The following is a 12,171-nucleotide window of genomic DNA, read 5'->3' as shown; positions in this document are numbered from 1 at the left end:
GGAGCATCGGGAGAGTGAGTGACTCCGTGCGACATCCGCAGGGCACACCGTGCTGGGTAAGTCTGATGGCACACGATCTCCAGGGGGCGTGCGACTACTACCGCGCGCTGCTCGGTTGGGACTTCGGGCCCGGACCCGCCCGGCTCGGGCCGTACGTCCGCGCCTCCGTCGGCGGGCGGCTGGTCGCCGGAATCGGCGAGATCGCGGAGGAGGCCGGGTATCCGGTCGACTGGATCACCTACTTCGCCGTCGACAGCGCGGACCAGGTCGCCCAGCGGATCCGCGACTGCGGCGGCACGGTCGCGCTCGGACCGCTCGACTCCGGGGACGCCGGCCGCCTGGCGCTGGCCGCGGACCCGTGGGGGGCCACCTTCGGCATCTGGGAGGCGCACGCCCATGCCGGCTGGCAGCTGCGCCGTGCCCACGGGTCAGTGGTGTGGAGCGAGTTGCTCGCTCCCTCGGTACTGGACGCCGCCGACTTCTACGCCAAGTCCTTCGGCATGGACTCGGTCGCCGACGGCGCGGCGGAGGTGGAGCGGGACGAAGACGCGATCCTGTTGAAGCTCGACGGCCACCGGGTGGCGGGCATCCGCGAGGCCGGTCCGGAAGAGCCGCATCCGCGCTGGCGGGTCTACTTCGCGGTGGACGACGTCGACCTCGCGGTGAAGTCCGCGGAGTCGCTGGGCGGCCGGCTCGTCGCCACCCCACGCGCCCGCCGCTACGGCGAGGTCGCCTACCTGCAGGACCCGCAGGGCGGCCCGTTCGCTCTGGTCCGGCTCGCGGACGCGGCGGCCTGGCCGAACAAGCCGGTCTGACCACCGCTGACCGCGTCCGACCCCAGGACGGTGGCGGGATACGTCCAACTGTGCGGCGGCAAACCTGATCGAGTGACCGGATGATTGTTTTGCGAAAGCACCGGTACGGCGATTCGCTAGGCTTCGCCTGACGCGCTGCCAGTCCCGGTCCCAGGGATTCAGCCGCACCACCACCGCAGCCGCTCACTCTGGGGGAAACCGTGCGCCCTTCCGTCGACGAACGGCACGAGCAGATCCTGCTCCTGGTCCGGGAACACGGCTCGCTGCGGGTCACCGATCTCGCAGAGGCCCTCGGGGTGTCCGCGGTCACGGCGCGGCGGGACGTCGAGATCCTCGCCGAGGCCGGTCGGCTGCAGCGTGCGCACGGCTTCGTCACCTGGCCCGACCCGGCGGCCGAGCCGCGCTCCGGTCAACTGCTCGGCGCCGCCGCCCCGGCCCGACGCGTGCTGCCGCCGGACACGGTGCTCGGACTGCTGGTTCCGGCCGCCTCGTACTACTACGCCGAGGTCATCCGCGGTGCGAAGAGCGCCGCCGCTGCCGCCGGGGTCCGGCTGATCCTCGGGATCTCGGACTACCGGCCGGAGCAGGACCGGGCGCAGATCGCCTCCATGCTGAACGCGGGCGTCGGCGGCCTGCTCCTCACGCCGACCTGGCCGAGCGGTGCGCCCAGCGCCGAGGAGGAGGACGCCGTGCTCGAACTCGGCGTCCCCACCGTGCTGTTGGAGCGTCGAGTGACGCCGGGTTCGCCGCTGGCCGAGCTGGACCGGGTGTGCACCGACCACGTCCACGGCGCGTGCGTCGCCGTCCGCCACCTGGCCTCGCTCGGCCGCCGCCGGATCGCCGTGCTGGCCCGACCCGGCACTCCGACCGCCGACTACATCGCCACCGGCTACCGCGTCGGCATGGACGCGCTCGGCCTGCGTCCGCCACGGACACCGGTCGCGGAGGACTTCACCGAGCGGCTGGAGGCCCTGCCGACCGCGATCGCCGAGGGCGAGATCGACGCCGCGCTCGTCCACACCGACTCGGACGCGCTGGTGCTGCTCCAGCAGTTGCAGTCGCACGGGCTGCGCGTGCCGGACGACCTGGCCATCGTCGCCTACGACGACGAGACCGCCGCCCTGGCCGACGTCCCGCTCAGCGCGATCGCCCCGCCGAAGCACGCCCTGGGCGCGACCGCGGTCGACCTGCTGCTCCAGCGCCTCACCGAGGGCCCGGACGACCAACTCCCCCATCGCCACCTCGACCTGCTCCCCGCCCTCCACGTCCGCGCGTCCACGAGAGCCTGAGCTCTCGCCGGGCGAACCGACGGGTCCGCGGTGGCCGTGAGCCGACGCCTGGTCGACGGCGAAGAAGCAGACAGATGGAAAGCGCTTTCCGGAGTGCCTCCCTACCGCTAAGGTGACCGCACAACCAGCACAGTCAGCCGTCTCTCTTCACCGCCACGGGGAGCCCACCGCGATGCCGTTCCAACCCCAGCCCTCCCCGGAGCACGGCTCCGTGCCGCGTCGTCGCGTGCTCGTCGTGGGCATCGACGGCGTGCGGCTCGACCTGCTCGGGGAGGTGCCGACCCCGCACCTGGACTCCGTCGTGCGCGCGGGCTTTCTCTCCCCCGTGCGGATAGACGACGGGACGCCGACGATGTCGGGGCCGTGCTGGGCGACGGTCGCGACCGGCGTGCACGTGCTCAAGCACGCCGTGTGGAACAACGACTTCAGCGGCCACCGGCTCGCGGTCTACCCGGACTTCCTCACCCGGCTCAGTCGGGGCTTCGGCCGCCGCACCTACGTGGCCGCGGGCTGGGAGCCGCTGGTGCTTGCGCGCGGCGGCGGGCCGCTGTTCAACGGGCCGTCGCGGCTGAGCTTCGCCGCGCCGACCGCCGAGACCTGCGAGGACTGGGAGGACTGCGACGGGACCGTGGTGGCCGACGCCGTCCGGGTGCTGCGCGAGGAGGACCCGGAGGCCTCGTTCGTCTACCTCGGCGCGGTCGACGAGACCGCGCACCTGCGCGGCTGCGGTGAGGACTACCACGCCTCGATCCGGCGGGCCGACGAGCGACTCGGGCTGCTCCTCGACGCGGTCCGGTCCCGGCCCGGCCATGCCGAGGAGGCGTGGACGGTGATCGTGGTCACCGACCACGGCCACGTCGACGAGGGCGGGCACGGTGGTGACAGCGACCTGGAGCGCACGGCGTGGATCGCCTGCTGCGGGCCGGACTTCGCGCCGGGCGAGCAACTTCGCCCGCTGCGCCACGTGGACGTCGCACCCCAGGTCTTCGCCTCGCTGGGGATACTGGCGGACCGTCACTGGACGCTCGACGGGCGGGCGTTCACCGAATCCGGGATCGCACCGGAGGCGGCTGCCGTGCAGGCCAGGCGCCAACACACTCCGTACGTCCCGGTCGCCCAGCCCGTGTAGGTCCTTTCCCTGGCAGGCAGCGCGGGCGCCTACGCGGTGCGGTCGAGTTCCTCCCGCAGGACGGGGTGGGCGAAGGGCAACCCACGGCCGAGGCGGGCGATTTCGGCGATGGCCGAGTCCGCCATCCGATGGAGCTCGCCGCCGACCGAACCCGCGATGTGCGGGGTGAGCAGGACGTTCGGCAGGTCGTAGAGCGGCGAGTCGGCGGGCAGCGGCTCCGGATCGGTCACGTCGATCACCGCGTTGAGCCGCCCGGTGGACAGTTCGTCGACCAGCGCGTCGGCGTCCAGCAGCGCGCCGCGGGCAGTGTTGATCAACGTGGCGCCGTCGCGCATCAGGGCGAGGCGTGAGCGATCAATCAGGTGAAAGGTCTCCGGCAGGGACGGTGCGTGAATGCTCACCACGTCCGACTGCGCGCACAGCTCGTCCAGCGTCACCACCCGCACGCCCAGGGTGCGCGCCTCCTCCTCGCTCAGGTAGGGGTCGCTCACGATCACGTCCAGATCGAACGGTCGCAGTAGTTCGATCACCCGGCGACCGATTCGGGAGGCCCCGATCACGCCCACCGTGCGGCGGTAGTTGCCGATGTCGGCGTAGCGGTGGTGCCAGTCGTCCCAGACCCGCAGTCGGCGGAGGTCGTCCCGGGCCCGCAGCAGAGCCTTGTTGGACATCAGCACGGCAGCCACCGTGTACTCGGCGACCGGCAGGGCGTTGGCCCACGCCGCCGAGGAGACCACCACGCCGCGCTGCCAGCAGGCGTCGGAGACCAGGGTCTTGACCGATCCGGCAGCGTGCACGACGGCACGCAGCCGGGGTGCCGCGGCCAGCACCGCAGCGTCGACCGGCGGGCAGCCCCAGAAGGTGAGGAGCACCTCGGTGTCGGCCAGCACGGCCCGCGCCTCCTCGGTCGAGAAGTCGTGCAGCACGCCGTCCACCGGGACTACCTCGGCGACCTCGTGCAGTCGTCCCAGTTGGTCCGGTCCGAGGACGCGCGGCATCAGGCCCGGGTCCATGGCCAGCGCGGTACGCGGCCGGTGGAGTCGGGACACGGTCATTCGATCAGGCTCCTTTCGTCGGCGCCGGTGAGCACCGGTTCCTTCACGGAACCCGGCTACTTCACGGCGCCGGCGGTGAGTCCGGAGCGCCAGAAGCGCTGCAGGCAGACGAACAGGACGATGACGGGCAGCACCGCGATGACGGAGCCGCTGATCACCAGCGAGACCAGCGAGGGCGCGTCGCCCGCCACCGCGTTGTTCCAGATGTACAGGCCGAGGCTGACCGGGTAGAGGTTCTGGTCCGCCAGCATGACCAGGGCCAGGAAGAAGCCGTTCCAGATCGCCGAGAACTGGAAGAGCATGATGGTGGCGAAGCCGGACTTCATCATCGGCAGGCCGATCCAGCCGAAGATGCGCAACTCCCCCGCGCCGTCCACCCGGGCCGCCTCCACCACCTCGTCGGGCACGTAGCCCTGGGAGAAGACGCGGGCCAGGTAGACGCCGAAGGGGTTGACCAGGGAGGGGATCAGCACCGCCCAGACGGTGTTGACCACATGGACCTTGCTCGCCAACAGGTAGAGCGGCAGCACGGTGGCCGCACTCGGCACCAGCACGCCCAGCAGCACCAGCCCGAACAGCTTCTCCTTCCCCCGGAACTGGTACTTGTCGAACGCGTACCCAGCGGCGCAGCAGACCAGCGCACAGACGACGGAGCCGACACCCGCGTAGAAGAAGGAGTTGAGCAACCAGCGGAAGTAGATGCCGCCCTGAAGGTGCATCAACCCCGAGAGGTTCCCCATCAGATCGAAGTCGGAGAGGCTGAGGACGCGCCCGCTCATGATGCCGCTGGCGTTCTTGGCCGCGGCCATCAGCATCCAGACGGCGGGGAAGAAGGTGTAGACGCCGGCCAGCACCAGGGCCGTGTTGACCGCGGCCTTGGACATCCAGCGGGGTCTGGCCGGTCGCGTGGACGCGGTCGGCCGAGGTGCCGGGGTGGTAGCCCTGGAGTCGGAGTCGAGCGCGGTGGTCATGACTGCCTCCACGGGTTGGACAGGCGGGTGACCCCGAAGGAGAGCAGGCCGCAGATCACGGCCAACATGATCGAACCCGCCGAGGCGTAGCCGTAGTTGGAGTTCTTGAAGGCGGCCACGTAGGTGTAGAGGTTGGGCGTCCACTGGGAGCCGATGACGGCAGGGAACGCCTGGTTGAGTTGGAGCGGCTCCTGGAAGAGCTGGAGCACGCCGATCGAGGTGAACAGCCCGACCAGCCCCACGCTGGCGCGGATGCTGGGCAGTTTGATCGACCACGCGGTGCGCAGTTCTGACGCTCCGTCAATCAGCGAGGCTTCCAGCACCTCCTTCGGGATCGCCTGGAGCGCGGCGTAGAAGACCACCACGTTGTAGCCGAGCACCTCCCACAGCGCCACGTTGACCAGGGAGGGGACGGCGACCCAGGGCGAAGCGATGTCGAAGCTGATCCCGCCGCTCTGCAGCGCGCTCACCACCGGGCTGACACCCGGCGTGTAGAGGTAGAGCCAGACGATGGCGGCGATGATGCCGGGGACCACGTGCGGCAGGAAGAGGCTCAGCTGGAAGAAGCGCTTCGCCTTGGCCAGCGTCGAGTCGAGCAGCAGCGCCACGCCGAGCGAGCCGACCAGCATGACCGGGACGTAGATCACGGCGAAGAGCGCGACGTTGAGGAAGCCGTCGCGGTAGGCCGGATCCTTCAGCACGTCCAGGTAGTTGCTGAGCCCGGCGAAGATGTTCGTCGGCGGACCCCCGAAGCCGAGCCCGGAGACGTGCTGCTTGAAGAGGCTCAACCAGAGCGCGTAGACGATCGGTGCGAGCGTCGCGGCGGCGAAGAGCACGAAGAAGGGGGCGAGCAGCACGGTGGCAGCGCCGCGCGTGCGAGTTGCCCTGGTGCGGTCGGTCCGGGGGCGTTTCGTCCGGGCGCGGGATTCCCCGGTGCGCGAGGCCCGGCCGCGGGGTGCGGTGTCGGGGCCGACGCCCGAGCCGGAGTCCGGCTCGGGGCCCGGCCCGGAGGCCCGGTCGGAGAGGACGGCCATGTCGCGGTCCTCAGCCCTGGGCGTTCAGGCCGGCCGCCTTGATCTGCGACACCGTCTGGGACTGGGCGGACTGGAGCGCGGTGGTGATCGAACCGCCGGCACCCAGCTTGGCCCACTCGTCGGAGAAGTCGGACCAGGTGGAGAGCATCAGCGGGCCCCAGGTCCAGCCGCTCTTGACAGTGGTGGCGGCCTGCTTGCTGACGGCGTAGATGTCCTGGCCGCCGAAGAGGCTGCTGTCGAAGGCCTTCTGAGCCACGTCGGCCATGGCGGGGTCGGCGGGCAGGGAACTGGACGCGCCGCCCGCGACGCGAGTGGAGACGGCGTCGGCGTTGGTGGCCATCCAGGTGGCGAACTCGATCGCGGCTGCGGCGTGGGCGCTGTTCTTGCTGACCGCGTAGCTGGAGCCGCCGACGGTGCCTGCTGCCGGGGTGCCGTCCCAGGTCGGCAGCGGGACCTCGGCCCACTTGCCGTCCTGGCCGGACGTCATGGGCTTGAGGTAGGCCGCCTCGTAGGGGCCGTTGATCATGCCGATGATGCTTCCGTCGCCGATCCCGGCGGTGAGCGCCGGGCTGGCGCTGACCAGGTGGCTGACCTGGCCGCTGTCGAGCAGGCCCTGCCAGTAGGCGGCGACCTTCAGGGTGGCCGGGTCCTGGAAGTTGACCTTCCAGGTGTTGCCCGACGTGCCGAACCACTGACCACCGGCCTGCCAGGCGAGGGCAGCGAACATGCTCGGGTCGTCGATCGGGAAGTTGACCAGGCTGGCACCGGGGTCGGCCTGCTTCAACGCGGCGGCGTCGGTCTTGAACTGGTCCCAGGTGGACGGCACGGTCAGGTGGTACTTCTGGAACAGGTCCTTGCGGAAGTAGAACACCTCCGGCTCGATGTCGAACGGGACCGCCCAGGTCTTGCCGCCCAGGGTGGTCAGGTTCATCGCGTTGCCGAGGGCGGAGCGGGTGGAGCTGCCGACCAGCGAGCTGACGTCCTGGACCAGGCCCTGGCTGACGAAGTTGGGGAGCTGCGCGTACTCGACGTTGAACAGGTCCGGGCCGTTGCCCGCCTTGATCGCGGCCACGTCCTTCGCGTAGCCCGCCGGGCCGCCGCTGGTCTGGACGAAGGTGACGTGGACGTCCTTGTGGGTCGCGTTGAACTCCTGGGTGACCTTGTCGGCGTTCTTGGTCCAGGTCCAGAAGGTGATGTTGACGGGCTGTCCGGAGGAGGCGTTGGCGGAGCCACCGGCGCTGCCCCCGCTGCTGCCGCAGGCGGCGACGGTGACCAGGGTGAGCGCGGCACAGGCGGCGAGGGAGATGCGGCGACGGCGGTTCGAGCTGTGCGTCATTGCTGAGCTCCTGTCAGGAGACGCCCCGGTGGGTGGAGTCCGGGAGGGAGGGGTTCAGGCATCCGAGCGACGTTCGTGGGCCGTACGGCGGTGAGGCCGTGGGCGATGATGCGTCATCCTTGGCTTCGAGTCGCTCGTCGTCAAGAGCGAATCATCGAAAAACTTTCATTCGATCACTCGATCGTTATCTGATGGCTACCTGAGCGGAAGAGCGGACGCGGGCACCGTCGGTGCCGCCGCTGGCGCCACTGTCGGCGCCGCCGCCGTCCCGCCGCGTCCCACGGAGACGCCGCAGGAGCTGCGGACCCGCAGCGAGGGCAACAGGTCGAGATGGCTGTTCGGCCTGGGAGCCGCGGAGGCGGGCTCGGTACGAAGCCGGTCGAGCAGCAGCGCCACGGCCGTCGCGCCGAGACGGCGCTTGGGCGGGGCGACAGCGGTCAGCGGCACATCGGCCAGGGCCGCCACCTCGTCGTCGTAGGCGACCAGGGCCAGTTCGTCCGGCACCCGCAGGCCGTGCTGGTGCAGCGCCTGGAGCAGCCGGAGCGCATCCTCGTCGGTGTGGACCAGAGCAGCGTCGAGTCGGGCATGACGGATCGATTCGACCAGGTCGTGGAAGGGTGCACCGCCACTCCCCTTGGGGCCGGGCAGGTCGAGCGACAGCGGCTCCAGACCCAGGGCTGCGGTGGCGGAGAGGTAGCCCGCGCGCAGGTGGTGCGCGGTGGGCGTGTCGGTGCGGACCAGCAGGCCGATCCGGCGTCGGCCCAGCTCGGCGAGGTGCCGGACGGCCAGGCCTGCCCCCTCGGCGTGCGCGGTGCACACCCGGTCCAACTCGGCCAGACCGGTCCCGGGATCGGCACGCCGTTCCAACAGCACGGCGGGGACGCCGAGTTCGAGGATGCGACGTTCCTCCGCCACCCCGGGACGGCCCGACGCCCAGCTGGGTGTGAGCAGCAGTCCTGCCGCTCCGCTCTCGACCAGGGCGGCGAGTTGGACCCGGTCGGCCTCCGGCGAGTAGTGCGAGATCCCCAGCACCAGCCGAACTCCCGCCCGGGCAGCCGCCTCGCGGGCACCACGGACGACCTCGGCGTAGTAGTAGTCGGCGACCGGCACCAACATGCCGATGACCTGCGGGTTCCCCACAACTCCGGGTTCGGCTGCCGGTCCGGCGGCGGATCCCGGAGTGGAGCCGACCGCGACCGCCGCCGGAGCGGGACGGGGACGGCTGACCCGGCCGTGGGCGCGCTGGAGCAGGCCCGCGACGGACATGGCCTCCACGTCACGGCGGGCGGTGGCGACGGAGACGCCGAGCGCGACGGCGAGTTCGCCCACGCGCAGGCTGGTCCGCACACTGAGCAGGTCGAGTATCTGCCGGTGCCGGGCCTCGGCGGTGGCGCGCATGTACTTCCCCTCGCGTCGCATGACGACTCACGGAACGACGGACATGATCGGCACGACCGGAAGCACCCCGTACGTTCTGAGCGAGCAGAGCGAATCCGCACCGATCTTTCGTTTCGCGATCATACGATCATTCAGTCTTGACGCAAGGGGTCGCTCTTCCTAGATTCGGGACAAACACCGTGCGACCCGTGACCCGCGACCCCAGGAGCGCCGTGTCCTTCGCCTACGTCGTCGACCCCGCACCGGGAGTCGGCGCCCGTCCACCCCGCACCACCGCCGACTCCGACGCCCCCTCGCTCTCCCTCAACGGCCTCTGGGAGTTCCGGCTGGACCAGGGCCCGTGGACCGGACTCCCCGTCCCGGCGCACTGGCAGCTGCACGGCCACGGCTCCCCCGCCTACACCAATGTCAGCTACCCGTTCCCGATCGAGCCGCCGTTCGTCCCGGACGACAACCCGACGGGCGAGTACCGCCGCACCTTCGAACTGCCCGCGGACTGGCGGCCGGTCGCCGCCGACGCCGAACCTGCGACGCGCAGCCTGCTCCGCTTCGACGGCGTGGACTCCTGCTTCGCCGTCAGCCTCAACGGCACGCCGCTGGGCCACGCCAAGGGCAGTCGACTGGCCCACGAGTTCGAGGTGGGGGCGTTGCTGCGTGCCGGCACCAACATTGTCGAGGTCCTGGTCCACCAGTGGTCCAGCGGCAGTTACCTCGAGGACCAGGACATGTGGTGGCTCTCCGGGATCTTCCGGGACGTCACCCTGCTGGCCCGCCCCGAGCCCGCACTGGACGACTTCTTCGTCCACGCCGACTGGAACCACGTCACTGGTTCCGGCACCCTCGCGATCGAGACGGCCGGGACCGGCGTCCGGCTCAGCGTGCCCGAACTCGGCCTGCACGACGTCGATCCGGCCGGACCGCACCTGATCGAACGGGTCGAGGCGTGGTCGGCCGAGTCGCCGCGCCGCTACGACGCCGTGCTGCGGACTGACCGCGAGACGGTCCGGCTGCAGATCGGCTTTCGTTCGATCGCCGTGGTGGACGGCGTGCTCCTGGTGAACGGAGCGCCGATCACGCTGCGCGGCGTCAACCGGCACGAGTGGCACCCGGAGCACGGCCGTGCCCTGGACCGCGCCACCATGCTGCAGGACGTGCTGCTGATGAAGCGGCACCACGTCAACGCCGTCCGCACCAGCCACTACCCGCCGCATTCCGCCTTCCTGGAACTGTGCGACGAGTACGGCCTCTGGGTCGTCGACGAGTGCGACCTGGAGACGCACGGCTTCGAGCAGGTCGGCTGGCGGCGCAACCCCAGCGACGACCCGCGCTGGGAGGAGGCGATGCTGGACCGGATGCGGCGGACGGTCGAGCGGGACAAGAACCACCCCTCGGTGCTGTTCTGGTCGTTGGGCAACGAGGCCGGGACCGGCCGCAACCTGGCCGCGATGGCGCAGTGGTGCCGCTCCCGGGACCCCGAGCGCCCGATCCACTACGAGGGCGACCGGGACAGCGGCTACGTCGACGTCTACTCGCGGATGTACGCCAACCACGCCGAGGTCGACGCCATCGGCCGCCGCGAGGAGCCGCCGACCGACGACCCCGCGCTCGACGCCCACCGCCGTGCCGTGCCGTTCGTGCTCTGCGAGTACGCGCACGCGATGGGCAACGGCCCCGGCGGCCTGAGCGAGTACCAGCGGCTGATCGACACGTACCCGCGCGTCGCGGGCGGTTTCGTCTGGGAGTGGATCGATCACGGGATCGCGCGGACGACCGCTGACGGCCGCCGCTGGTACGCCTACGGCGGCGACTTCGGCGAGCCGCTGCACGACGGCAACTTCATCGCCGACGGGCTGGTCTTCCCCGACCGCACTCCCTCCCCCGGGCTGATCGAGTTCGCCAAGGTGATCACGCCGATCAGGTTCGATCTGGATCTGACGCTCAACGCGATCTCGGTGACCAATCGCTACGACTTCCGATCGCTCGATCACCTGGCCTTCGCCTGGTCCGTCGCACGCGACGGTCACCAGGTCGCGAGCGGGACGCTCGACTTTCCCGAAACGGTGGCGGGCGACACGTCGACCCTCGTGACCGAGGACCTGCTCTCCTCGGTCGGCGAGGTCGGCGAGGACGGCGAGGACAACCAGGACGCAGCCGAGCTGTGGCTGACCGTCACGGCGCGGCTGGCGCAGGACCAGCCGTGGGCCGAGGCGGGCCACGAGATGGCCTGGGCGCAGTTCCCGCTGGACGCCGAGGGGTTCACCTCGCGGGCCGCCGCGTCCACGCCCGCCGCCGCGACCTCGGCCTCCGCGTCCTCTGCGTCTTCGTCGGCCTCCTCCCCGTGGCCCGCCGGGCTGCGCGATGCCGTCACCGCCGCCCGCCTGCACGTCTGGCGTGCGCCCACCGACAACGACCGTGGCGGCGGCACGCGTTCACTCGCCAACCGGTGGGCGCAGGCGGGCCTGCACCGGATGCGGCACCGGACGATCGACGACTCCACCGAGTCCGGCGTCCGTACCGTCCGCACCCGGGCCGCTGCGGCCGCGTCCGACCTGGGCCTGCTGGCCACCTACCGCTGGCGCGAGACGGACGGTGGCCTGCGCCTGGACCTCGCTGTCGAACCCGACGGCGAACCGGCCCACTGGGGCGACCTGACGCTGCCTCGGCTCGGCCTCCACCTCGCGCTGCCCGCTTCGCTGACGCAGGTCGCGTGGTTCGGCCTCGGGCCTGGCGAGTCCTACCGCGACAGCCGCGCGGCAGTTCGGATCGGTCGCTGGTCGCTGTCGGTGCCGGAGCTGCAGACCCCCTACGTCCGCCCGCAGGAGAACGGCAACCGCTCCGCCGCCCGCTGGGCGGAGTTGACCGGCTCCGACGGCCACGGGCTGCGCCTCGAAGGCCTGCCGACCTTCGACTTCGCCGCCCGCCCCTGGAGCGACGCGGCGTTGGCCGCCGCACCCCACCCGCACGAACTCACCCCGGACGGCATCCTCCACCTGCACCTCGACCTCGCCCACGACGGCCTCGGCACCGCCTCCTGCGGCCCCGGCGCGCTGCCGGAGCACCGACTCCGGCCCAGCAAGGCGGAGTTCAGCCTGCTGTTCCGCCCTGTGGTCGTGACGGCTACGCCACAGGAGTGAGGAACGGCGG

Annotated in this window: 9 protein-coding genes; 4 read left to right on the top strand and 5 right to left on the bottom strand. The window is 71.1% G+C overall.

Annotation, left to right across the window (positions count from 1 at the left end; all coding sequences use genetic code 11):
* The first annotated feature begins 65 nt into the window (after positions 1-65).
* The 3 genes from ABH940_RS09590 to ABH940_RS09580 all read left to right on the top strand — a co-directional run bounded on the left by ABH940_RS09590 (position 66) and on the right by ABH940_RS09580 (position 3,233).
* The gene (locus ABH940_RS09590; protein ID WP_370105052.1) at positions 66-815 is read left to right on the top strand and encodes a VOC family protein; all 750 of its coding nucleotides are present in this window, start codon (positions 66-68) and stop codon (positions 813-815) included.
* Between the two features lie 200 nt (positions 816-1,015).
* Positions 1,016-2,104 carry a substrate-binding domain-containing protein gene (locus ABH940_RS09585; RefSeq protein ID WP_370105051.1) on the top strand — a complete coding sequence of 363 codons (1,089 nt, stop codon included), beginning with the start codon at positions 1,016-1,018 and terminating at the stop codon, positions 2,102-2,104.
* A 172-nt stretch (positions 2,105-2,276) separates the two neighbouring features.
* The gene (locus ABH940_RS09580) at positions 2,277-3,233 is read left to right on the top strand and encodes an alkaline phosphatase family protein (RefSeq protein ID WP_370068450.1); all 957 of its coding nucleotides are present in this window, start codon (positions 2,277-2,279) and stop codon (positions 3,231-3,233) included.
* Positions 3,234-3,262: 29 nt separating this feature from the next.
* On the opposite strand, the gene ABH940_RS09575 is transcribed toward ABH940_RS09580, so the two are convergent.
* The 5 genes from ABH940_RS09575 to ABH940_RS09555 form a co-directional block, all read right to left on the bottom strand.
* A complete protein-coding gene (locus ABH940_RS09575) occupies positions 3,263-4,288 on the bottom strand; it encodes a hydroxyacid dehydrogenase (protein WP_370105050.1) in 1,026 nt (341 codons plus the stop codon).
* A gap of 56 nt (positions 4,289-4,344) precedes the next feature.
* Entirely contained in the window at positions 4,345-5,259 is a 915-nt protein-coding gene (locus ABH940_RS09570; RefSeq protein ID WP_370068446.1) for a carbohydrate ABC transporter permease, read from the bottom strand.
* Complete coding sequence (locus tag ABH940_RS09565; RefSeq protein WP_370068444.1) at positions 5,256-6,293, bottom strand: carbohydrate ABC transporter permease; 1,038 nt, start codon at positions 6,291-6,293, stop codon at positions 5,256-5,258. Before ABH940_RS09565 ends, ABH940_RS09570 begins: the two co-directional genes overlap by 4 nt.
* Positions 6,294-6,303: 10 nt before the next feature.
* A complete protein-coding gene (locus tag ABH940_RS09560) occupies positions 6,304-7,629 on the bottom strand; it encodes an ABC transporter substrate-binding protein (RefSeq protein ID WP_370068442.1) in 1,326 nt (441 codons plus the stop codon).
* Positions 7,630-7,824: 195 nt separating this feature from the next.
* Positions 7,825-9,027: a substrate-binding domain-containing protein gene (locus tag ABH940_RS09555; RefSeq protein WP_370068440.1), complete on the bottom strand. Its 1,203-nt coding sequence runs from the start codon at positions 9,025-9,027 to the stop codon at positions 7,825-7,827.
* A 188-nt stretch (positions 9,028-9,215) separates the two neighbouring features.
* Between ABH940_RS09555 and ABH940_RS09550 the strand changes: the two genes are divergently transcribed.
* Positions 9,216-12,161 carry a glycoside hydrolase family 2 TIM barrel-domain containing protein gene (locus ABH940_RS09550; protein ID WP_370105049.1) on the top strand — a complete coding sequence of 982 codons (2,946 nt, stop codon included), beginning with the start codon at positions 9,216-9,218 and terminating at the stop codon, positions 12,159-12,161.
* The last annotated feature ends 10 nt before the right edge of the window (positions 12,162-12,171 follow it).

This window comes from Streptacidiphilus sp. BW17 (assembly GCF_041262485.1).
Taxonomy (GTDB): Bacteria; Actinomycetota; Actinomycetes; order Streptomycetales; family Streptomycetaceae; genus Streptacidiphilus.
The sequence above is the reverse complement of the archived record's forward strand: the minus strand, read 5'-3'. Positions and strand labels throughout refer to the sequence as shown.

Excerpts from the sequence above, each read along its gene's own strand:
- ABH940_RS09590 (WP_370105052.1), top strand. The coding sequence starts at position 66 with ATGGCACACGATCTCCAGGGGGCGTGCGACTACTACCGCGCGCTGCTC.
- ABH940_RS09570 (WP_370068446.1), bottom strand. The coding sequence starts at position 5,259 with ATGACCACCGCGCTCGACTCCGACTCCAGGGCTACCACCCCGGCACCT.
- ABH940_RS09555 (WP_370068440.1), bottom strand. The coding sequence starts at position 9,027 with ATGCGCGCCACCGCCGAGGCCCGGCACCGGCAGATACTCGACCTGCTC.
- ABH940_RS09560 (WP_370068442.1), bottom strand. The coding sequence starts at position 7,629 with ATGACGCACAGCTCGAACCGCCGTCGCCGCATCTCCCTCGCCGCCTGT.
- ABH940_RS09580 (WP_370068450.1), top strand. The coding sequence starts at position 2,277 with ATGCCGTTCCAACCCCAGCCCTCCCCGGAGCACGGCTCCGTGCCGCGT.
- ABH940_RS09565 (WP_370068444.1), bottom strand. The coding sequence starts at position 6,293 with ATGGCCGTCCTCTCCGACCGGGCCTCCGGGCCGGGCCCCGAGCCGGAC.
- ABH940_RS09575 (WP_370105050.1), bottom strand. The coding sequence starts at position 4,288 with ATGACCGTGTCCCGACTCCACCGGCCGCGTACCGCGCTGGCCATGGAC.